This window comes from Pseudolactococcus plantarum (assembly GCF_002441715.1).
In the GTDB taxonomy this organism is placed as follows: Bacteria; Bacillota; Bacilli; order Lactobacillales; family Streptococcaceae; genus Pseudolactococcus; species Pseudolactococcus plantarum.
This window is the reverse complement of sequence record NZ_JXJX01000009.1, coordinates 64,903-87,946: the sequence shown is the minus strand read 5'-3', so window position 1 is coordinate 87,946 and position 23,044 is coordinate 64,903. Positions and strand designations below refer to the sequence as shown.

Genomic DNA, 23,044 nt, shown 5'->3' with positions numbered 1-23,044 from the left:
TAACTGTTTCTCCTATAAGAAAAGCACTCATAGTTTTATTTCTTGACAATCCTATCAAAAGCCGTTATTATGGGTTGATAATACATTATAGAAAGTTGGGTCCCAATGGTCGCAACAACTGCAACAAAAAAAACGGCTACAAAATCGACAGCTAAAAAGAAAACGACAGCTAAAAAACCAGCTAAAAAAAAGACAGCTGCAAAAAATAAAAAAAATCTTGTCATAGTTGAATCACCAGCCAAAGCTAAGACAATCGAAAAATATTTAGGTCGCAACTATAAGGTAGTTGCGTCTGTTGGTCATATACGTGATTTGAAAAAATCAACCATGTCTGTTGATATTGAAAATAATTACGAGCCTCAGTATATTAATATTAGAGGTAAGGGGCCCTTAATAAACGCCTTAAAAAAAGAGGCGAAACATGCTAAAGCTATCTATCTGGCAAGTGACCCGGATAGAGAAGGAGAAGCGATTGCTTGGCATTTAGCACATATTTTAGGGCTAGACGTACATGAAAAGAACCGAGTTGTTTTTAATGAAATTACAAAAGACGCTGTAAAAGATGCGTTTAAAGAGCCTAGATCGATTGATTTGGACTTAGTAGACGCGCAGCAAGCAAGACGTATCTTAGATCGTTTAGTTGGCTATTCCATTTCACCGATTCTTTGGAAAAAAATTAAAAAAGGCTTGTCAGCAGGACGTGTGCAATCTATTGCACTCAAACTCATTATCGATCGTGAACATGAGATCGATTCCTTTATCCCTGAAGAATACTGGACGATAGATGGTAACTTTAAAAAAGGAACCAAAAAATTCCCAGGTAGTTTTTATGGTGTTGATGGTAAGAAGAAAAAACTGCATCAAAATTCTGATGTTATAGCCGTGATGGAGCGCCTAACTTCTGATGACTTTACGGTTGATAAAGTGGATAAAAAGGAAAGACGTCGTAATGCACCACTGCCTTATACAACCTCATCTTTGCAACAAGATTCAGTTAATAAACTAAATTTTAGAGCTAGAAAAACGATGTCAGTAGCACAACAGCTATATGAAGGCATTACTTTGGGCCCTAACGGTCACCAAGGGTTAATCACCTATATGAGAACAGACTCAACACGTATCTCACCAGTGGCACAAGCAGCTGCAGCTAGCTATATAGTGGATACATATGGTGAAAAATACAGTAAACATGGCAGTAAAATAAAAAATGTTGCTGGCGCTCAAGATGCCCATGAAGCGATTCGTCCTTCAAATGTCTTGCATACACCTGAGAGTATCGCTAAGTATCTCGACAAGGATCAACTCAAACTCTATCGCTTAATTTGGAATAGATTTGTTGCCAGTCAAATGACACCAGCTGTATTTGATACGGTAAAAGTGTCACTTTCTCAAAATGGTGTGATGTTCACAGCTAATGGCTCACAGGTTAAATTTGACGGGTATATGGCTGTCTATAATGATGCTGATAAGAACAAAATATTACCAGAGATGGCTGAGGGTGATATCGTTAAGAAAGATACGATTAAACCAGAGCAGCATTTCACACAACCCCCAGCGCGTTATAGTGAAGCGACTCTCATCAAGACACTTGAAGAGATTGGTGTAGGGCGTCCGTCTACTTATGCACCTACTTTAGAGACCATCCAACGTAGATATTATGTGAAACTTGCTGCCAAACGGTTTGAGCCTACAGAGCTTGGCGAAATCGTCAACAACATGGTTGTAGAATTTTTCCCTAATATCGTCAATACCGCTTTTACAGTCGAGATGGAGCAGTCATTGGACGATGTGGAGAAAGGGCAGCGTGAGTGGGTCAAAGTTGTAGATGCCTTCTATCAACCGTTTGCGCATGAATTAGAAAAAGCAGAAACTGAGATAGAAAAGATACAGATCAAAGATGAACCTGCTGGATTTGATTGCGATCTGTGTGGTCACCCAATGGTGATAAAACTTGGGAAATACGGAAAGTTTTATGCTTGTAGTAATTTCCCAGACTGTCGCAATACGAAAGCCATTGTCAAAGAATTAGGGATTGTTTGTCCGATTTGTAAAAAAGGGCAAGTCATCGAACGTAAATCTAAACGTAATCGTATTTTCTACGGTTGTGCCTGCTACCCTGATTGTGAGTTCACCTCATGGGATAAACCAATCGGTCGTGACTGTCCTAAATGTGGTCAGTACTTGGTCGAAAAGAAAGTTCGTGGTGGCGGTAAACAAGTCGTTTGTAGTAACGGTGATTATGAGGAAGAAAAAATTAAGTAATCATGCCGTTGACGACGTAAGAGATAATAGATGATGCTTGCGCTATCCCTAACTAGTCTATATAAAAAAGTGAAACCAAGTGACTTAAGGTTGCTTGGTTTTACTTGTGAACTGGTTTGATACTCAGTAAATAAATCTGGAATCGTTTGAGCGAATGATAACGAAAGAGTTGGGTGATAAACCCGAGTTTGTACATTGTCTTGAAAGGGTATAGGCTAAGCCATAGAACTAGATATAGTTTGAATGTTTAGACACCTAAGTTTTTTGCCAAAAATAAAAAAATAAGGTATTCTATAGTATAGGGCATTTGAAAACAGCTTGTTGTGACAGATCGACAGATAGTCATGCGACAGGTTGCCCATAATGTATTTCCAAAGGAAAAAATAAATTGACAATAACGATTAATAATTATAATGATGATGCAATTCAGGTATTAGAAGGACTTGATGCTGTCAGGAAACGTCCGGGGATGTATATCGGATCAACTGATGGGATAGGTCTGCATCACTTAGTTTGGGAAATAGTAGATAATGCGGTAGATGAAGCCTTATCAGGATTTGGTGACCAAATTGCAGTGACGATTCATAAAGACGGGTCACTAACTGTTTCTGATAGTGGTCGAGGTATGCCAGTAGGGACACATGCTACAGGTATTCCAACAGTTGAAGTTATCTTTACAGTGCTCCATGCGGGTGGTAAATTTGGTCAGGGTGGCTATAAAACATCAGGTGGTCTACACGGTGTGGGCTCTTCTGTCGTAAACGCCCTATCAAGTTATCTCGAAGTGGAAATCACACGAGATGGTGCAGTCTATCGCCAACGTTTTGAAAATGGTGGAAAACCTGTTACGACGCTTGAAAAAGTGGGCAAAGCACCTAAGTCTCAAACTGGTACAAAAGTTCATTTCATGCCAGATCCAGCTATTTTTTCAACGACAGACTTTAAATATAGTACAATTTTTGATCGTTTAAATGAGTCAGCATTTTTATTGCCTAATGTGACCATGCGCTTAACTGATGAACGCCATGAAGTAGATGGTGCTCCTGAAACGGCAAGTTTTCATTATGAAAATGGTGTACAGGATTTTGTGTCTTACCTAAATGAAGATAAAGACACACTAACGCCTGTCATGTATTTTTCAGGAGAAGCTGAAAGCTTTCAAGTTGAAGTTGCCATCCAGTACAATGATGGTTACTCAGATAATATTTTAAGTTTTGTCAATAACGTCAAGACTAAAGATGGTGGGACACACGAAGCAGGTCTCAAGCAAGCCATTACCAAGTCGATGAATGAGTATGCCAGAAAAACGGGTTTACTTAAAGAAAAAGATAAGAATTTAGAAGGCTCTGACTATAGAGAAGGTCTGACAGCTATCTTATCAGTCCTTGTCCCTGAAGAGCATCTACAGTTTGAAGGACAAACCAAAGATAAGCTAGGGAGTCCTAAAGCAAGACCAATTGTAGATAGTATTGTGAGTGACAAATTAGCATTTTTCTTGATGGAAAATGCTGAGTTGTCTCAAAACTTGATTCGTAAAGCAATCAAAGCACGTGATGCACGAGAAGCTGCTAGGAAAGCGCGTGATGATGCAAGAACTGGTAAAAAAGGCAAGAAAGATAAAGGCCTTTTATCTGGGAAGTTGACTCCTGCACAAGGTAAAAATCCTGCCAAGAATGAAATTTATTTGGTCGAAGGAGATTCTGCCGGTGGGTCTGCGAAACAAGGTCGCGATCGGAAGTTTCAAGCCATCCTACCACTCAGAGGTAAAGTCATCAATACTGAGAAGGCCAAAATGGCTGATATTCTCAAAAATGAAGAGATTAATACGATGATTTATACGATTGGGGCTGGTGTCGGTGCAGACTTTGCCATCTCTGATATTAATTATGATAAAGTGATCATTATGACCGATGCTGATACTGATGGTGCGCATATCCAGACCTTATTATTAACGTTCTTTTACCGATATATGAAACCACTTGTTGAAGCAGGTCATGTTTATATCGCGCTGCCTCCTTTATACAAAATGAGTCAAGGCAAAGGAAAGTCAGAAAAAATCGCATACGCTTGGACTGATGGTGAATTGACAGAACTTCGTAAAGACTTTGGTAAAGGTGCTATCTTACAACGTTATAAAGGTCTAGGTGAGATGAACGCTGACCAACTATGGGAAACAACCATGAATCCTGAGACAAGAACTTTGATTCAAGTCACACTGGATGATGTCGCGCAAGCTGAAAAACGTGTCTCAGTCCTCATGGGAGATAAAGTAGAACCACGTCGTAAATGGATCGAAAATAACGTCGAATTTACCCTTGAAGAAAAAAGTGAAGTGATGTAAGCAGATGTTCATACCTCAGTTTATTAAAACCATGAAACCGCCACAGATTATCATTACCGTTTTTTTAACCGTTATTTTGATAGGTTCAGTCTGTTTGGCACTCCCTATTTCAGATCAAAATGGTCAAGCAACCTCTTACTTAGACAGTTTATTTATGGCAGTATCCGCAACTTGTGTTACAGGACTTGCTGTTGTCAATACAGCTGATCACTGGAATACATTTGGGCAAGTTATCATCTTAATCATGGTTGAAGTGGGTGGCCTTGGCTTTATGAGTTTTTTAGTCCTCTTACTCAACATGACGGGGCAACATCCTTCCTTTAAATCAAAAATGATGATTCGGGATGCTTATAATTTTACGACCATCAACGGTGGAGTTGATCTGGTTAAATCGATTATTAAACTGTCGTTAATTACCCAATTTATCGGCGCTTTATTGCTTAGTCTTGATTTTGTACCTAGATTTGGCTGGCAAAAGGGTGTTTGGTTTAGTATATTTCATGCTGTATCAGCACATTCAAATGCAGGGTTTGATTTGTTTGAAACATCTTTGTTTCAATTTAGAGATAATCCTTATGTGCTAGTTGTCATGAGTTTACTGATTCTATCAGGGTCATTTGGATTTATCGTGTGGTTTGACTTACTCAATTATAAAACGATCAAGAAAATTACTTTGCATTCACGTTTAGCTTTGACTATGACAGCGATATTAGTTGTATCAGGCACAGTCTTGTATTGCATCCTAAATTACAGGTCATTTAACGGGCACATCGGCACCTTTTTGGCGCAAAACTTTTTCTTAAGTATTACGCCTCGTTCCGGTGGGTTTACCTTTAACAACTATAATGCCACAAGCTATGCCAGTCTTGTCTTAACGATGTTTTTGATGTTTGTTGGTGGGACTTCAGGCTCGACAGCTGGTGGTGTAAAAACGACAACTTTTGGGATCTTATTGATCAATATCAAGGCGATTTTTTCAAATCGTCAGCATACGATTTACCATGAAAGACGGATACCGTTTCGGACGATTAGTAGAGTCTATGAGGTTGTCTTTATTTACCTAGGCATTATCTTTATCTCTTCTTTCATTTTACTTGTGACAGAACACTTGCCTGAAAATAATGGAATAGAGTATGTTTTCTTTGAGGTGATATCAGCACTCGCAACTGTCGGCCTATCACTAGGTTTGACCCCTCATCTAACAGTAGTCGGTAAAATAACCATCATGATTTTGATGTTTATCGGTCGTATTGGTATCATGACCGTGATTTATGCTGTCAGTAGTCATAGTAAAGTAGATGAAACCTTGATTCAGTATCCAGATGAAGAGATTGTTGTCGGTTAGGTGATCGGTAGATGCCACTTTTATCATAAAATAGAAAGATGACTTATGAAAAGTTTTTGCGTGATTGGCCTTGGCCGTTTTGGCTCGAGCGTCTTAAAAAGTTTGATTAACAATGGTCATGAAGTTGTGGCGATTGATACAGATGCTAAAAAGATTGATAATCACAAAGATATCGCAACTCACGTCATGATTGCTGATGCAACAGATGAGCGTGTCTTGCAAAATATCGAGATTGATAAATTTGATGGTGTCATCATTGCGATTGGTCGAGATGTACAAGCTAGTATTTTAACGACCATGATTGTTGTTGAGAGTGGTGCTAAAAATGTCGTTGCAAAAGCAACGACAGATGTACAAATTAAAGTCTTAACCAAGATCGGTGCCAATAAAATTATTGAACCTGAAAAAGATGCAGGTAATCGTGTGGCAGATACGTTGATACATCCTGATGTAGCGGAATATCTTGATCTATCAGATGATTATTCATTTGCAAAAATAGTGGTAAAAAATCCAAAGTTTAACGGCTTGACTTTATATCAGGCCAATGTAACCCAAGATTATCAGGTAAACGTCGCCTTTATCAAAAAACAAGATGGGACGGCAGGTATCGGTAAACATGATACAATTATTGAGATAAATGATGTTCTTTATGTTGTCGGTAATAAAAAAGATATAGAAAAATTCTCAGAAATCATATAAAAAAAAGAAGAAATTAGATAATCTATGAGTAATGTACAAAAACTCTCTTTAGAAGAGATAATGGGTGATCGATTTGGTCGCTATTCAAAATATATCATCCAAGAACGGGCACTGCCTGATATTCGTGATGGTCTAAAACCAGTCCAACGTCGTATTCTTTATTCGATGAATAAAGATGGCAATACCTTTGATAAAGGGTATCGTAAATCGGCTAAATCAGTTGGTAATATCATGGGTAACTATCATCCACATGGGGATAGTTCTATTTATGATGCCATGGTTAGATTATCCCAAGACTGGAAAATGGGGCAAGTCCTCGTTGAAATGCATGGTAATAACGGTTCTATGGATGGTGATCCACCAGCAGCCATGCGTTATACTGAGGCCCGTTTATCTGAGTTATCGACGTATCTCTTACAAGATATCGACAAGCAGACTGTGCCGTTTGCATGGAATTTTGATGATACAGAAAAAGAGCCGACAGTCTTACCAGCTAGTTTTCCAAACTTACTCGTTAATGGATCTACTGGTATTTCAGCTGGTTATGCGACTGATATTCCAACACATAATTTAGGTGAGGTCATCGATGCAACAATCTATATGATCGATCATCCGAATGCAACAGTTGAGCGTTTGATGACGTTGCTACCAGGTCCAGATTTCCCGACAGGTGCGATCATCCAAGGTAAATCAGAGATTAAAAAAGCGTATGAAACCGGTAAGGGTAAGGTCGTTGTTAGATCGAAAACTGAGATCGAAGCGCTAAAAGGTGGCAAAAAACAAATTGTTGTTACAGAAATCCCTTATGAATTAAACAAAGCGACATTAGTTAAGCGAATAGATGATGTACGTGTGAATGCTAAAGTAGCAGGTATCGCAGAAGTACGAGATGAGTCTGACCGAGATGGGTTGCGTATCGCCATAGAGCTTAAAAAAGATGCTGATGCTGAGCTTATCTTAAATTACTTGCTTAAATATACGGATCTTCAAGTCAACTATAATTTTAATATGGTCGCAATCGATAATGCAACACCACAACAAGTCGGTATTATTGCTATTTTGTCTAGCTATATTAAACATAAACGTGACATTATCCGTGCACGCTCTGTTTTTGATCGTGATAAAAGTGAAAAACGCCTACATATCGTTGAAGGGTTGATTCGCGTACTTAGTATTTTAGATGAAGTCATTGCCTTGATTCGTGCTAGTGATAATAAGGCAGACGCTAGAGAAAACTTGATGCTTTCCTATGATTTTAGTGAATTGCAAGCTGAAGCTATCGTTACCTTACAACTTTATCGCCTAACCAACACAGACGTTGTGACACTTCAAAAAGAAGAGTCAGAGCTTAAAGAGAAGATTTTAGTTTTATCTGCTATTATTAATGATGAAAAAACGATGTATAATGTCATGAAACGTGAGTTACGTGATGTTAGAAAGAAATTTGCTCAACCAAGAAAAAGTGTCCTTGTTGATGAGGTTGAAACTGTAGAAGTTGAAGCGGCTTCTTTAATTGTTAAGGAAGAAACAGTAGTCAGCGTGACACGTGCTGGATATGTCAAACGCACAACGCTACGCAGTTTTGGGGCTTCTAAATTAGAAGAGCTCGGTAAACGTCAAGATGATCAGTTAATTTTCTATCAAAATGCACTAACCACGCAACATATCCTGCTATTTACCTCACTCGGCAATGTCATCTATCGACCAATTCATGAACTGGATGATGTCAAGTGGAAAGATATCGGGACGCATTGCTCTTCTTTAGTTAATAATTTTGGACAAGAAGAAACGATTTTATTTGCCCATATTTTAGATAATTTTGATGATGAAACCAAAACGTTACTGATTAGTACTAAGTTTGGATTAATTAAGAAAATCGCATTAAGTGACGTGAAACCATGGCGAACATATCGTTCAAAATCATTACAATATGCTAAGTTTAAACAGTCAGATGATCAAGTGATATCGATGATGTTTTCAGAGCGGTCGGATATTATGATGGTCACGCATAACGGGTATGCGCTGCGCTTTCCTATAGAGGATGTACCAGTAGTTGGCCTTAAAGCAGCAGGTGTTAAATCTATTAACTTAAAAGATGATGATTTTGTTGTTGCTACTTATTTTGCGAATACAGATTCATTTTATGTGTTAACACAACGTGGTGCTTTAAAACGTGTTAATTTTAAGGATATCCCCCTTAAATCACGTGCAGGACGTGGACTTCAAATCTTAAAAGAATTGAAAAAAAATCCACATCGTGTCTTTCAGTCTGGCACTGTTAAAACCTTATACGGTGGAGACTTATTTGAAACAGCAGATACCGAAATGGAAATCTTGCAAGTAATTTCACAAACTGATCACGTATTTGAAGTGAACCTTCCGGATCTTAAAGCAATGGAACGCACCTCAAATGGCTCATTTATTTTTGATGAAAGCATCGAAGGTGGTGTGAAAGTCGCGACAACTAAATAATTTAGGCGTATATAAAACAACTTTTATCCCTATAAAAGTTGTTTTTTTTGTGCATTAAATATCAAAATAAAGCCTTATGTTAAAAATATAATTAGAAAAATATGTTATAAAACTCACTAAAAATTTAGTGAATAAAATAACTTGTTAAAAAAAGATTGTTTTTTCTAATATAAATACCATAATAGTTTGGAAAAATAGTGGTAATGGGGTATAATAAAGTATATAAGTGGGGGTTAAATGAGAAGATATTTAAAAGGGAATAGATATTTTCTTATTTTTGGCCTAGCAATAATAATGACTTGTTTGGTTATTTACCTTTGTTATTAGATTATCTCATTTTGTTTATTTAATTTTTTATAATATATGAGATGTTTAAAAAATGAATGGTGAGATTTGGATAATTTGATACGTTGTGTAACGACTAAAACTTATCATTTGATTGCAGACTTATAAATGAAAAAGGAGTGATGTTTATGGTAAAAATGAAACATTTATTGTTTCTTTAAGTAGTTTCTCATTAAGTAATTAGAAAGTTAACCATTGAGTTTTAACTAAATGGCAAAAATAAAATTTAACCCTTTAGTTCTAACGAAATGGAATGGGTGAATTTATGAAAAAAATATCGAAGCGCGGTATTTTTCTGTTCATGACGGTGATTGTATTAATTCAATATATCTCGCCACTTGTAGCAATTGCTAATACAACAGAAAATACAGATCTTATCGCTCTTAACTCAGCTAAGGTAGTAGATCAAGATGATCAAACTGTCACGGTTGATTTAAAAGCGACCGCTAATAATACGACAGCTGCAGCACAAAAAGGGACTATCACATTAGATAATCCTGCAGCTGTCGTGAAAGAAGTTGTGAATAAAACAACAACTTCCCAGAATAGCTACAAACTTAATAAAAATGTAATCGCAGCAACAATTGCTGCAACTGTTAATCAAGAAGTTAATGATATCCAAGTGAAACTTGATAAAGCTAGCTTAAAAGATATTAGCACATTACAAGTATTAAGTGGTAATAGTAAAACTGACTTAGATCTAAGTAGTGTGAAACAGGTACCAGCTAAAGAAGAAAAATCATCTGAAGCACCTGCATCAACTACTGAATCAAGTAAACAACCCGAGAGTACTAGTAGTAAAGCGCCTGCTGATGCATCAAAAGAATCAAAAGCGCCTGCTGATACAACAACTAAAAGACAGTTAAGAGATGTGGCTGCGGGACCTACCGACATCGGTCCGTATTTACCAGCTTCATTTAATAATGGGTCTATCTTTGATAACATTAATCTAGTTTATAAAGATAAAAATGGTAATGCTGTTGACCCATCAAATTTCCCTGCTGATGGTTCAATTGATTTCCAATATACATGGTCTATCCCAAATAAACTAAATGGTTATGATTTAAAAGATGGTGATTATTACACATTCAAATTACCTGAAGGTGTCTCTTATAGACCAGGAACTGGTACACTAGGTGACTATGGTGATTATATCATTAGTTCTGATGGTACCGTTAAATTTACTTTTAAAAATGTTTCAGATAAAGAAAATATTAATGGGACATTTTACTACAACCAGGCAACGATCACAACAAATACGCCTGGTGAGACTACAATCATTGTGCCTACCAAAGATGGTCCTAAGGAAAAAGATATTATCATTAAACCTACGGGTGGTACAGATATTGCTAAAACAGGTAAATTTGATAAAGCTAACAATCCTACTCAAATTTTCTGGGATGTAACTGTTAATACGAACGGTAGCCACTTACAAAATGCATCGGTAACTGATGCTTTCCCAGATGGTAATACTTATAGTAGTGTTGTTGTTTATCCGCTAACCATTGATAATGGTGGTAACGTTACAGGTAAAGGGGATCCTCTTGTAGCAGGAGTTGACTACACTGTAGATAGTGACGGAAAAGTAACATTTACCGGTCAGTACGCTGATACATACAAAGCATTCCAGATCTCTTATACGACAAATATCAGTGATGATAAAAAATTACCTGATGGTGGTACTGTAGATTTTAAAAATACTGCAACCCTTCATAATGGTGATAAAGATCTCGATGCAAGTGCACAGGTAACTGCTAACTATGGTAAGCTATTAAATAAAGGGTTTGATGGTGTAGACGGTGGTGGTTCACAAATCTTGAACTGGCATATCGACTATAACGCCGGCGAGAAAAAATTACCAGCAGGAACAACTTTTGTTGATACACTAGAAGGTAAACAAGTGTTTACTGGTACTCCTTTCTTAACAGATGTAGATGGCAATCCTATAGATCCTAGTTTATACGTGATTACATATTCTGCTGATAACAAACAAATGACTGTTGCTTTCCCTAATGGGTTAGATAAACAGATCAAAGTTGCTTACAAATCTCAAATCACAGGTCCAATTGATGATGCAGGACAATCAGGCTTTAAAAATACTGTTACTAGTGGTGACCAATCATCTACTTCTGATGCTGGAACAGTTCAGTCACAAGGTCTTGTAAAATCAGTAAGCGATGTTGATTACACTGATCGTACTGTAACTTGGAAGCTTGATATCAATAAAGGCCGCCAAGAAATGTCTAACTGGTCTTTAGATGAACTCATTCCAGCTGGTTTAACTGTTGATAAAACTTCTTATAACTTTACAGATGTCACAACAGGTCAAACATTGACTTATGGCACTGACTATGAAGTAAATGAAACAGCAGATGGCTTTACCATTACCTTCTTAGGTGCTTATCAAGCATCAACAAGCGATCAGTTTGCCTTTACTTTTAAAACAGCTTTTGAAGTTCAACAATTACCTGATGGGTCAAATAAATGGACGAATAACGCTGTGATGAACTGGACTGATAAGTCTGGTACTAAACATACCAATAAAGGACAAGCAGACTTTGAGCCAAGACATGATTATCCAAACGATGGTAGTAAAGGTGGCTCATACAATCCTGTGACGAAAGCAATCACATGGAGAGTATATGTTAACTTAAACCAAAGAACAATCGTGAACGGGTCTATCACAGACCCAATCCCAGATGATCAAGATTACGTTCCTGGCAGTGCCGTATTATATGCAGCTGAAATCAATAAAGGTGGTGACGTCGTCAACTACAAACCTTCTGGTGCGACACCAACTTATGATGAAGCTACAAAAACAGTCAGTGTTAAGGTCCCTGAGGGAACAAAAACAGCTTATGTACTCGTTCTTGATACTTCACTAAAAGGTAAAGTAATCGACAAAGATACTTATAACAATTCTGCAACTTATACAAATGATGGTAAATCATACGGCTTAGATGGTTCTGTTTCCGTTTCTAACGGTGGTAATCTTGCAGAAAAATCTGGTCAACAAGATCCTACTGATTCAGCTTATGCGCTTTGGGATGTTTGGGTAAATAAAGCACAGTCTACTTTGAAAGATGTAACTGTTACTGATGTGCCTTCAAATAACCAAGTAGTCTTGCCTGAATCTATCGTTGTTTATGGTAGTACAATTGGTAGTGATGGATCTGTATCTGTTGATAAATCTAAAGTATTAGTGAAAGACACAGATTATAGTGTTAATCTTGATACTGATTCAACAACTGGTAACCAAACACTAGTTGTCAAATTCTTGAAACAAATCGATACAGCTTATTCTATCCAATACCGCTCATTTATTAACTCACCATTGACAAATGATACTTTGTCAAATGCAGTAACTGTGACGGGTAATGGTGAAAAAAAAGTTAAACAAAATGTTCAAAGTTCAACACAAGTTGTGAACAACGGTGGCTCTTCAAATGCAACTAATGTTAACTTGATCATCAACAAAGTCGATCAAGATGATAGCACAAAAGTCTTAGCCGGCGTTAAATTTGAATTGTATGCAATCTCAAATGGTGGCAAAGGTGGTCTATTAAGATCAGGTACAACTGATGACAATGGTCAAATCAAATGGGGTAACCTTAAGAGTGGGGACTACATTCTTGTTGAAACAGCTGCCGCTTCTGGATATGATATCCCAGCAGATTTAGCTGCAGGTAAAAAAATTACTATAGACGGTAGTAAAGCTGATGAAGATAAAAATGTCCAAATCACTGAAACAAATGCTAAAACTAAAACACCAGTTACAAGTGTTAAAGGGACAAAAGTTTGGGATGATAGTGACAATGCTGAAGGCTTAAGACCTACATCTATTACAGTTCACTTATTAGCAGATGGCAAAGAACTTAAATCCACAGATGTAACAGAAGCAACAAACTGGGCATTTACTTTTGATAACTTACCTAAGACTAATGAAGATGGTTCAACTATTGTCTACACTGTAACAGAAGATACTGTTACAGGCTATACAAGCAGCATCGATCAATCTGATCTAAATAATGTTAAAATCACAAACTCTCGTACACCTGAAACAATTTCAGTTAAAGGGACTAAAACATGGGATGATAGTGATAACCAAGATAAAATTCGTCCAGATAGTATCACAGTTAACCTCTTAGCTAACGGTACTAAAGTAGACAGTAAAGTTGTGAAAGCGACAGATAACTGGACTTACGAGTTTGATAACCTAGCTAAATATAAAGATGGTCAAGAAATTACTTACACAATTACTGAAGATAGTGTAGATAAATATCAACCAACTTATAAAGGTTATGACATTACTAACAGCTACACACCTGGTAAAACAAGTGTTGGTGTGACTAAAGCATGGGATGATGCCAACAACCAAGATGGTATCCGTCCTAATAGTGTTGAAGTTGCGTTATACGCAGATGGTGTTAAAACAGATCAAACGGTTGTCTTAAATGATGCCAACAACTGGACAGCGTCATTCTCTGATTTAGATGCTGAACATGACGGCAAAGCAATCGTCTACACTGTTAAAGAAACTAGCGATGTACCAGGCTATACAGCAACAGTTAGTGATGAAAACAAAGGCAACATCATCATTACAAATACACATACGCCTGAAGTCACAACGATTAACGGATCTAAAACATGGGATGATAGCAACAACCAAGATGGTGTTCGCCCACAAAGTATTAACGTTAACCTACTTGCAGACGGTACCAAAGTAGCTAGTAAAACAGTTAGCGCAACAGATAAATGGAACTACTCATTTGAAAATCTGCCTAAATACAAAGCAGGTCAAGCAATCGTTTATACCATCACAGAAGATACTGTACCTGGTTATACAACTACTGTAGATGGTTACAACTTAACTAATAAACGTACAACTGATGAAACAAGTTTGACGGTTACAAAATCATGGAATGATAACAATAACCAAGATGGTATCCGTCCAGACAGTATTAAAGTTCAACTTTATGCAGATGATAAAGCTGTAGGTGATGCAGTAACATTAAATGCAGATAACAAGTGGACAACAAGCTTTACTAAATTACCAGTAAAAGCTGATGGAAAAGATATTGTCTACACTGTTAAAGAAGTTGATGACGTTAAAGGCTACACAACGACTATCAATGATAGTAACAAAGGTAATGTGGTTATCACAAATACACATACACCTGAAGTAACACAAGTTAATGGTGCTAAAACTTGGGATGATAAAGATAACCAAGATGGTGTTCGTCCAGATAGCATCAAAGTTAATCTTTTAGCTGACGGTACACCAGTTGACAGCAAAACTGTAACAGCTGATGATAACTGGAGCTACTCATTTGTTGATCTGCCTAAATTTAATAATGGTAAAGCAATCGTCTACACTATCACTGAAGACAGTGTTGCAGGCTATAGCACAAAAGTGGATGGTAATGATTTAACAAATACACGTACACCTGATGAAACAAGTGTTACTGTTACAAAATCTTGGAATGATAGCAACAACCAAGATGGCATTCGTCCAGATAGCATCAAAGTTCAACTTTATGCAAATGGTACAGCAGTTGGTGACGCAGTTACCTTAAATGCCGATAACAAGTGGACAACGACTTTCAGTCATCTAGACTTAAAAGCCAAAGGTTCAAACATCAAATACACTGTTAAAGAAGTGGATGCAGTTAAAGGTTACGATGTAACTGTTAACGATACTGATCAAGGTAACCAAATTATTACCAACACGCATACACCAGAATTAACAGCTGTTAAAGGAACTAAAGCTTGGTCTGATAAAAACAACCAAGATGGTATCCGTCCAGATAAAATCACAGTTAACTTATTAGCTGATGGTAAAGTAGTACAAACTAAATTAGTCTCTGCTGAGTCTAATTGGACTTACACATTTGATAACTTACCTAAGTTTGAAAATGGTAAAGCAATCGACTATACAGTGTCTGAAGACAAAGTTCCTGGTTACGATGCAACTGTAAGTGGTTATGATATCACTAATACACACGTAACTGAAACAACAAACATCTCTGTTTCTAAAGTTTGGAACGATGCTAACAACCAAGACGGGCTCCGTCCTATGAGCATCGACGTTCAATTATATGCTGATGGTGTAGCTACTGGTTCACCAGTAACATTAAATGCTTCAAATGATTGGAAAACAAGCTTTGGTGACTTAATTAAGTTAGACAAATTTGCTAACGGTAAAGAAATTGTCTACACTGTTAAAGAAGTTGGTACAGTAGCTGGTTATACTGCAACTACAGATGACAACGATAAAGCTAATATTGTTATCACTAACACGCATACACCAGAAACAACAGTTGTTAAAGGAACTAAGACTTGGTCTGATAACAACAACCAAGATAAGATCCGTCCAGATCAAATCAAAGTTAACTTAGTTGTTAATGGTAAAGTTATCGAGTCTAAATTTGTTTCAGTAGCAACTAATTGGACTTACACATTTGATAACTTACCTAAATTTGAAGCTGGTAAAGCAATCGAATACCAAGTTGTTGAAGATGCTGTTCCAGGTTATGTATCTACTGTAAAAGGATTTGATATTACAAATACACATACACCGGGTACTCCTGTTACACCAACAACACCAACAACACCAACTAAACCAAATAATACTGTTCCTTCATTACCATCTACTAATGAAGCAATCAATAGTTTATATGGTCTAATCGGTTTCATCCTTATCTCTATTGCAGGATATGGTTGGGTATTGGCTAAAAAAAGATAAGGTAGTTATCACTTTATCTCTATAAAATGATCCGTCATTTATGAGCAAGCGAAAGCTTGCTTTTTTTGGTATAATGAATAAATGAAATTAAAAAAAATCAGTATACCGATCCTTATTATTTTAGGTATAATCATTGATCAGATAGTCAAGTTTGCGATCGTGAATGATCTTGAACTATCTCAACATAAAGTGCTTATAAGAGGCTTAATATCTTTGACACATTTACGTAATAACGGTGCTGCATGGTCTTTATTAGAAGGGCAACAGTGGTTCTTTACGATTATTACTATTGTCGTATTAATTGTTGCGATTTGGGTCTTGATTAAAAATATCAATAAAAATTGGTATGCCTTTAGTCTAACCTTGATTATATCGGGTGCTTTAGGTAATTTTATAGATCGTATCCGTCAAGGTTATGTCGTTGATATGTTCCAACTAGACTTTATTAATTTTCCTATTTTTAATGTTGCAGATATATTGCTAAGTGTTGGGTTTGTTGTCTTGTTCATCGCAATTTTGACAGAAAAAGATGGAGTAAAATAGTGGAAATTAAGATTAAAGCAGCACAAGTTGGCTTTCGGTTAGACAAAGCCATCTCAGAGATGTCGCGCGTGTCTAGAACACAAGCCAATGAGTTGATCAAATCAGACGCCGTATTCGTAAATGGTCTGCTTAAAAAAGCAAAATATAAAGTTTCAGAACATGATGTGATCAGCTTTGAAATTCCAGAGCCAGAAGTCTTATCTTATGAAGCCGAGGATATCCCACTTGATATCGTCTATGAAGATGAAGATGTTGCCGTCATTAATAAACCTCAAGGGATGGTTGTCCACCCATCAGCAGGGCACCAATCAGGAACCATGGTAAATGCCTTGATGTATCATATGACAAGTTTATCTGGTATTAATGGGGTCATTAGACCTGGTATTGTGCATAGGATCGATAAAGATACTAGTGGCTTACTCATGGTTGCCAAAAATGATGGTGCGCATGAGTTTTTAGCGGCCCAGTTAAAAGATCATAGCTCTAAACGACGTTATCTAGCGATAGTTCATGGTAATTTATTGAATGATCGTGGCGTGATTGAGGCACCGATTGGTCGTAATCCTAAAGATCGCAAACGACAAGCAGTGATTGCGGGTGGTAAACCAGCTTTGACACGATTTGAGGTTCTAGAGCGGTTTGGTGAGTTCACTTTAATCGCTTTAACATTAGAAACAGGTCGCACGCATCAAATCCGCGTGCACATGGCTTATATCGGACATCCTGTTGCTGGAGATCCATTATACGGACCTAAAAAAGTTTTAAAACCCAATCATGGCCAGTTTTTACATGCTGAGGTGTTGGGATTTGAACATCCGACAAGTCATGAATGGTTAGAATTTGAGGTTAAGCCACCTCACTTATTTGAAACAACACTAGAAACGTTAAGAGCAGCTAACCTATAAGTCAAGAGATAGGTGATATGCCGGATATAAAAAACGAGGTATAAGATGAACTACAAAGTGCTTATCTTTGATTTAGATGACACAATCTTGGATTTTAAAGCAGGCGAGAAAAAAGGGTTAAAAGCGGTATTCGATACCTTTCAAAAATCAGCATTAGACTATGACGCATGGGTTTCGGCATATAAAAAAATTAATGCTGATATATGGCAACAAATCGAGTTAGGAAAACCAGCTCAACCTCTACTTAATGAGCGATTTTCAAAGACATTTGCTCAGTTTGATCAAGAGATTGATGGTGCGCAAGCAGAGGCGACTTATCGACAAGTTTTAGATGTGAATGATGCAGTCATGTTAGGCGCAAAAGACTTGCTAGACGGTGTTAAACAAGAGGGCTATCAGTTAGTCGTAGGCACGAATGGTAAAACGAACACACAGTATAATCGATTAGCATTAACTGGGTTTGATGCCTATTTTGATGAGGTAGTCATCTCTCAAGAGATTGGTCATGTCAAACCGAGTTCATCATTTTTTGCTCATATTTTTAAGCTATACCCAAAATATGATAAAGCTAACTTTTTGATGATAGGTGATACCTTAACGTCAGATATCCAGGGTGCGAATCAGGCAGGTATCGATAGCGTCTGGTTAGATCATGGCACACAGCATGACAGGTTATCTCAGGAACACAAGCCAACCTATCGTGTTAAAGACTTAGCGCAGATTAAGGCATTACTAGCTTAAGTTATAAAAAAGATTAAAGCAGTGACCGATTAAGATGGCTGCTTTTTCTGAACATGAAACTTAAAAGCTGGTAAAGTTAATGCCCCTTAACTTTTTTTAGAAAGACACTGACCTGTATAAGAGGCATGCTAAAGCATCATCAGTGCTAAAATAATTGACAAAGGTTAAAATAAATCTGAAAAAGCCTCTTTTTTTTGGTAAAATAGAAGAGACATAAGAGTCGCAAAACTATAAAGGAGTTTCATTTTGACAACTACTGATACGCAAGATATGCAAAAAATCATCGTACTGGATTACGGTAGCCAATATAACCAATTGATCACACGACGTATTCGTGAATTTGGTGTTTTTTCTGAGCTAAAAAGCCATAAGATGACATTAGATGAGATCAAAGCCTATGATCCTAAAGCAATTATCATCTCGGGTGGTCCTAACTCAGTATATGAAGATAATGCTTTTGATATTGATCCAGGTGTCTTTGAGCTCGGTATTCCAGTCCTAGGTATTTGTTATGGTATGCAGTTGATGACACAAAAACTTGGCGGAAAAGTAGAAGCTAATCCAGGTAATGGTGAATTTGGTCCAACTAAAATTAGTTTAGACGCTAACTCTCGCTTATTAGCAGGTACACCAAGTGAGCAGACTGTGCTGATGAGTCATTCTGATAACGTGACAGCATTACCCGAAGGGTTTTCTGTTGCAGCGCATACAGATAAAACACCTATTGCAGCAATCGCAAATGATGAAAAAGGTCTTTACGGCGTACAGTTCCATGCTGAAACAACACTCAGTGAATATGGCCATACAATCATTGAAAACTTTGTAAAAAACATTGCTAAAGCAGCAGGTGATTGGTCAATGGCAGGATTTGTTGACCAACAAATCAAAGAAATCCGTGAAAAAGTCGGTGATAAAAAAGTCTTACTAGGCTTATCAGGTGGTGTCGATTCATCAGTTGTCGGTGTGTTGCTACAACGCGCTATTGGTGACCAATTAACATCTATCTTTGTTGACCATGGTCTACTTCGTAAAGGTGAAGCAGAACAAGTCATGAATGATTTAGGTGGTAAGTTTGGCCTTAATATCATTAAAGTTGACTGTAAAGATAGATTTATGGATAAACTTTCTGGTATAGCTGATCCAGAGAAAAAACGTAAAATCATTGGTAATGAATTTATCGAAGTATTTGATGATGAAGCATCTAAATTAGATGGTGTAGACTTCCTTGCACAAGGTACGCTCTATACAGACGTGATTGAGTCGGGAACTGATACAGCTCAAACCATCAAGAGTCATCATAACGTCGGTGGTTTACCAGAAGATATGCAGTTCGAGTTAATCGAACCACTTAACAAACTCTTTAAAGATGAAGTTCGTGAGTTAGGTGAAGTACTTGGTATGCCCCATGATCTTGTATGGCGTCAACCTTTCCCTGGTCCAGGACTAGCTATCCGTATTATGGGTGAGATTACAGAACCACGTCTTGAAAAAGTGCGTGATTCTGATCTTATCTTGCGTGAAGAGATTGCAAAAGCAGGACTAAACGAGAAAATCTGGCAGTATTTCACAGTAGATACAGGCGTTAGCTCAGTTGGTGTAACTGGCGATTTCCGTAGCTATGATACTGTTATTGCTATCCGTGCTATCACATCTATCGATGGCATGACAGCTGACTTTGCTGAAATCGACTGGCAAGTTCTTTCTGAGGTTTCACGTCGGATCACAAATGAAGTCAAAGGCGTGAATCGCGTCGTCTACGATATCACCGCTAAACCACCAGCAACTGTTGAGTGGGAATAGTTAAAGAAACCGTGAATCCTTTTATAGTAAAGGACTTCACGGTTCTTTTTTTATATATTGTAACCAATTTCATTTTTCTGTTCCTTTCTACTAATAAAATTCCATAGAAAATAAGACCTATTCAGATTGTAAATCTAATTAAAATAAGTCTTTGTTATTATATATTATTTTTTTAGTTATTCGTTTTCTTCATTGTCAAAATTTTCTTCTAAATCATCGTCAAAATTAAAAATGGACTTCCTAGATTTACTATCATAAGATCTTTTATTTGAACGGTCATCTTTATCGTAAAATTCCGTTTGCTTATAATCTTTTAGTTCAGATTCGGCTAATTTATTTAATAAATACATTTTATAAAGTTCTTCTATGTCTTTGTCATGGATTATCGTATTGATATATTTTTTTAATTCTTTTCGTTCAATATCTTTGATAGCAAAGTTGTATAAATTGTCTATATGATTCTTTTCCTTTTTAAATAAATATCCATCATCAGAAATTCCAAGTTCATACTCATTATTTTCTATATTTTTTTTCATTAGATTAATTCGTTCTTTCTCTATTTGATCATGAGGAATTTTTACTTTATACATTTTTTCGGAAGACTTTTTCAACTTATTCATCTCTACATCACTTAAATCATTCACTAGCTGGACAAATCTCAAATTATTTAAAATATGGAGTTCTTTATTGGCCTCCATGTATAATTCATTCATTAAATGGATGTTAGGACCTACCGTCAAATCATCAACTTTGTATAACAAATCTCTTTTCTGTTTAGCCTTACCATCATTTGTAATAAAAACAACTTTTTTTCCCATTTTCGCATATTCTTTTGAATACCCAATAATATCTTTCCATATTATAAGATCACCATATTTCCTACAATATTTTATATCACCATACATTCTAAGTGAATCGATTTCGTCTACTTTTGAAGAATCATTAAATCCAGGGGGGATATTTTGCTCGTATCTCTCCTCTCCCTGCTTCTCTATTTCATCGATCCACTCTTGACTATATTTATTACCTACTTTATTTTCAATTACAGAAATAAGTCTTTCATATAATTCGTTTTCTTCCTCTGTAATCATCGAAGATACCTTACTATCTACTATTTTTTTTAACTCAGCTAAGTAATCTTCTGTCATTGTAAGTAGCTCATTAGTAAAAATTTCTTTTTCCTCTTTATCTACTAAATCAATTTCATCATTTTTTTTCTTAATATTTACAACTGATTGCTCTATCTCATTTTTATACTTTCTAATCTTTTTAATTTTTCCTTTTTTCAAACTACTCTTTTTAAAATTAAACTCCAGAGCCACTAAATAAGGTATATAAATATTTTCTTTTACTTTTTCCAACGCTTCTATGTATTTCTTTGAAACTGTTGTAGGTAATTGAATTATATCTAAAAGATAATTTGTATCTAGTACTAATAAATTCTCACTTTCATTGCTCAAATCTTTTATATCTAGTTTAGATTGATAAAACTCTGGAAAAAGCTCTTTCAAATTTGCCATTTATTATCCCTCTTAATTAACAATAATTTTATATCTTGAATGTTCTCTCTACAATAGTATTGTATCATATTTATTAATATAAAATAGTGACATTAGGTCAAGTTCTTAGAGTGGCATTAGTATAAATTCTCTTTCTTATTTAAGCAGTTAGTTTTTCAAATTGATTAGGCGTTAAATACCCTAAACTTTGATGAATACGTTTTGAATTATAAAAGGCTTCAATATACCAGAAAATGTTCTGACAAGCTTCTTCAAAGTTTTTATATTTAAATCTGTAAGTCAATTCCCTCTTCAAGTGACCATGCCACGATTCAAGACTGGCATTATGATAAGGACAGCCTTTCCTACTAAAAGAATGAGTAATCCCATATTTTTCAAGTAGTACTTCATATTCATTACTTGTGTACTGACTACTTTAATCAGAATGGAGAATAATTGATTCCGTCTCCCCTGATATTGAATCGCTTTTCTCAAGGTGCGCTTAACTACGTCAACAGTCATATGTTTATCTAAATCCCAAGCAATAATTTATTTCGTGTAGCAATCCATAATGGTTGAGAGATAACACCAGCCTTGTTGTGTTAAAATATAAGTGATTTGAGGTGACCAAACCTGATTCTTCTCAACAGGTTCAGATAATATCAGATTTTGTCGGTTAAGTGTATCAGCTAAAGTATGAGCCGTTTTGAATTTTTTAATGACAATAGATTTCAATGAAAGTCCTCTTATCAATTTTTGAACAATTTTTATGCCAACCTGTTCACCTTACTTAAGCAATAATTGATAAATTTTATGTGCACCATAGATACCTTTGTTTTCTTTGAATAACTGACTAATTTTCTGAGAAAGTGCTTATCGTCTTAATTGCGTTTTAGAAGGTGGACAACTGATTCGTTCATAGTAGTTTGATTCAAGTACACCAATCAGTTGACAAATTAACCTGACATTGAGTGCGATAGCTGGTATTGTTTTTGTCATATCCACAACACTCAATTCTCTTCCTCGGCGAATATGGTCAATACTTTTTTAAACTATTTTAACCTGCGCTAGTTGTTTTTTGAGATCAAGATAATCAGATTTAGATATTGAATGATCATTATGTTTTAAGTAAAGGTCAATTTATTTATAGATGATTACAGGAGACATATCATATTCCTTAGATAAATGAGTGACTGGTTGTCCGCTTTGTTATAGTGAATAATTATTTCTTTAAAGTCTTTTGGGTATCGTTTTGTCATAATTTTTGTCTTTTGTATAAATTATTAAATAGTGACTCTAAGATTTAAGGATAACATCAATTTATACTAATGCCACTCTAAGAACTTG

General features: G+C 36.3%; 11 protein-coding genes and 1 pseudogene. 10 read left to right on the top strand and 2 right to left on the bottom strand.

From position 1 onward, the window contains the following. The first annotated feature begins 105 nt into the window (after positions 1-105). The 10 genes from topA (at position 106) to guaA (ending at position 20,198) form a co-directional block, all read left to right on the top strand. Complete coding sequence (gene topA, locus RU87_RS07040) at positions 106-2,262, top strand: type I DNA topoisomerase (protein ID WP_068163280.1); 2,157 nt, start codon at positions 106-108, stop codon at positions 2,260-2,262. A 367-nt stretch (positions 2,263-2,629) separates the two neighbouring features. Beyond that, complete coding sequence (gene parE, locus RU87_RS07035) at positions 2,630-4,603, top strand: DNA topoisomerase IV subunit B (RefSeq protein ID WP_068163282.1); 1,974 nt, start codon at positions 2,630-2,632, stop codon at positions 4,601-4,603. Between the two features lie 4 nt (positions 4,604-4,607). Next, entirely contained in the window at positions 4,608-5,948 is a 1,341-nt protein-coding gene (locus tag RU87_RS07030) for a TrkH family potassium uptake protein (RefSeq protein WP_068163284.1), read from the top strand. Between the two features lie 45 nt (positions 5,949-5,993). Beyond that, positions 5,994-6,647 carry a potassium channel family protein gene (locus RU87_RS07025; RefSeq protein WP_068163290.1) on the top strand — a complete coding sequence of 218 codons (654 nt, stop codon included), beginning with the start codon at positions 5,994-5,996 and terminating at the stop codon, positions 6,645-6,647. A gap of 24 nt (positions 6,648-6,671) precedes the next feature. Continuing rightward, complete coding sequence (parC, locus tag RU87_RS07020) at positions 6,672-9,119, top strand: DNA topoisomerase IV subunit A (RefSeq protein ID WP_068163293.1); 2,448 nt, start codon at positions 6,672-6,674, stop codon at positions 9,117-9,119. Positions 9,120-9,729: 610 nt separating this feature from the next. Continuing rightward, complete coding sequence (locus RU87_RS07015; RefSeq protein ID WP_068163295.1) at positions 9,730-16,209, top strand: Cna B-type domain-containing protein; 6,480 nt, start codon at positions 9,730-9,732, stop codon at positions 16,207-16,209. An 81-nt stretch (positions 16,210-16,290) separates the two neighbouring features. Then, entirely contained in the window at positions 16,291-16,752 is a 462-nt protein-coding gene (gene lspA / locus RU87_RS07010; protein WP_068163297.1) for a signal peptidase II, read from the top strand. After that, a complete protein-coding gene (locus RU87_RS07005; RefSeq protein WP_068163298.1) occupies positions 16,752-17,657 on the top strand; it encodes an RluA family pseudouridine synthase in 906 nt (301 codons plus the stop codon). The genes lspA and RU87_RS07005 overlap by 1 nt, the downstream gene beginning before the upstream one ends. A gap of 45 nt (positions 17,658-17,702) precedes the next feature. Next, positions 17,703-18,398, top strand: a complete 696-nt coding sequence (locus tag RU87_RS07000; protein ID WP_068163299.1) for a YjjG family noncanonical pyrimidine nucleotidase — start codon at positions 17,703-17,705, stop codon at positions 18,396-18,398. A 270-nt stretch (positions 18,399-18,668) separates the two neighbouring features. Beyond that, positions 18,669-20,198, top strand: a complete 1,530-nt coding sequence (guaA, locus tag RU87_RS06995) for a glutamine-hydrolyzing GMP synthase (protein ID WP_068163471.1) — start codon at positions 18,669-18,671, stop codon at positions 20,196-20,198. 176 nt (positions 20,199-20,374) lie between these two features. Here guaA and RU87_RS06990 read toward each other — a convergent pair whose 3' ends face one another. Both RU87_RS06990 and RU87_RS06985 read right to left on the bottom strand, forming a co-directional pair. Further along, a complete protein-coding gene (locus RU87_RS06990; protein WP_068163300.1) occupies positions 20,375-21,718 on the bottom strand; it encodes a PIN-like domain-containing protein in 1,344 nt (447 codons plus the stop codon). A gap of 139 nt (positions 21,719-21,857) precedes the next feature. Further along, positions 21,858-22,956, bottom strand: a pseudogene (locus tag RU87_RS06985) (IS3 family transposase). Positions 22,957-23,044: the final 88 nt, after the last annotated feature.

Coding starts and splice junctions, on each gene's coding strand:
- RU87_RS07000 (WP_068163299.1), top strand. CDS start 17,703: ATGAACTACAAAGTGCTTATCTTTGATTTAGATGACACAATCTTGGAT.
- parC (WP_068163293.1), top strand. CDS start 6,672: ATGAGTAATGTACAAAAACTCTCTTTAGAAGAGATAATGGGTGATCGA.
- RU87_RS07015 (WP_068163295.1), top strand. CDS start 9,730: ATGAAAAAAATATCGAAGCGCGGTATTTTTCTGTTCATGACGGTGATT.
- RU87_RS07025 (WP_068163290.1), top strand. CDS start 5,994: ATGAAAAGTTTTTGCGTGATTGGCCTTGGCCGTTTTGGCTCGAGCGTC.
- RU87_RS06990 (WP_068163300.1), bottom strand. CDS start 21,718: ATGGCAAATTTGAAAGAGCTTTTTCCAGAGTTTTATCAATCTAAACTA.
- lspA (WP_068163297.1), top strand. CDS start 16,291: ATGAAATTAAAAAAAATCAGTATACCGATCCTTATTATTTTAGGTATA.
- guaA (WP_068163471.1), top strand. CDS start 18,669: ATGCAAAAAATCATCGTACTGGATTACGGTAGCCAATATAACCAATTG.
- topA (WP_068163280.1), top strand. CDS start 106: ATGGTCGCAACAACTGCAACAAAAAAAACGGCTACAAAATCGACAGCT.
- RU87_RS07030 (WP_068163284.1), top strand. CDS start 4,608: ATGTTCATACCTCAGTTTATTAAAACCATGAAACCGCCACAGATTATC.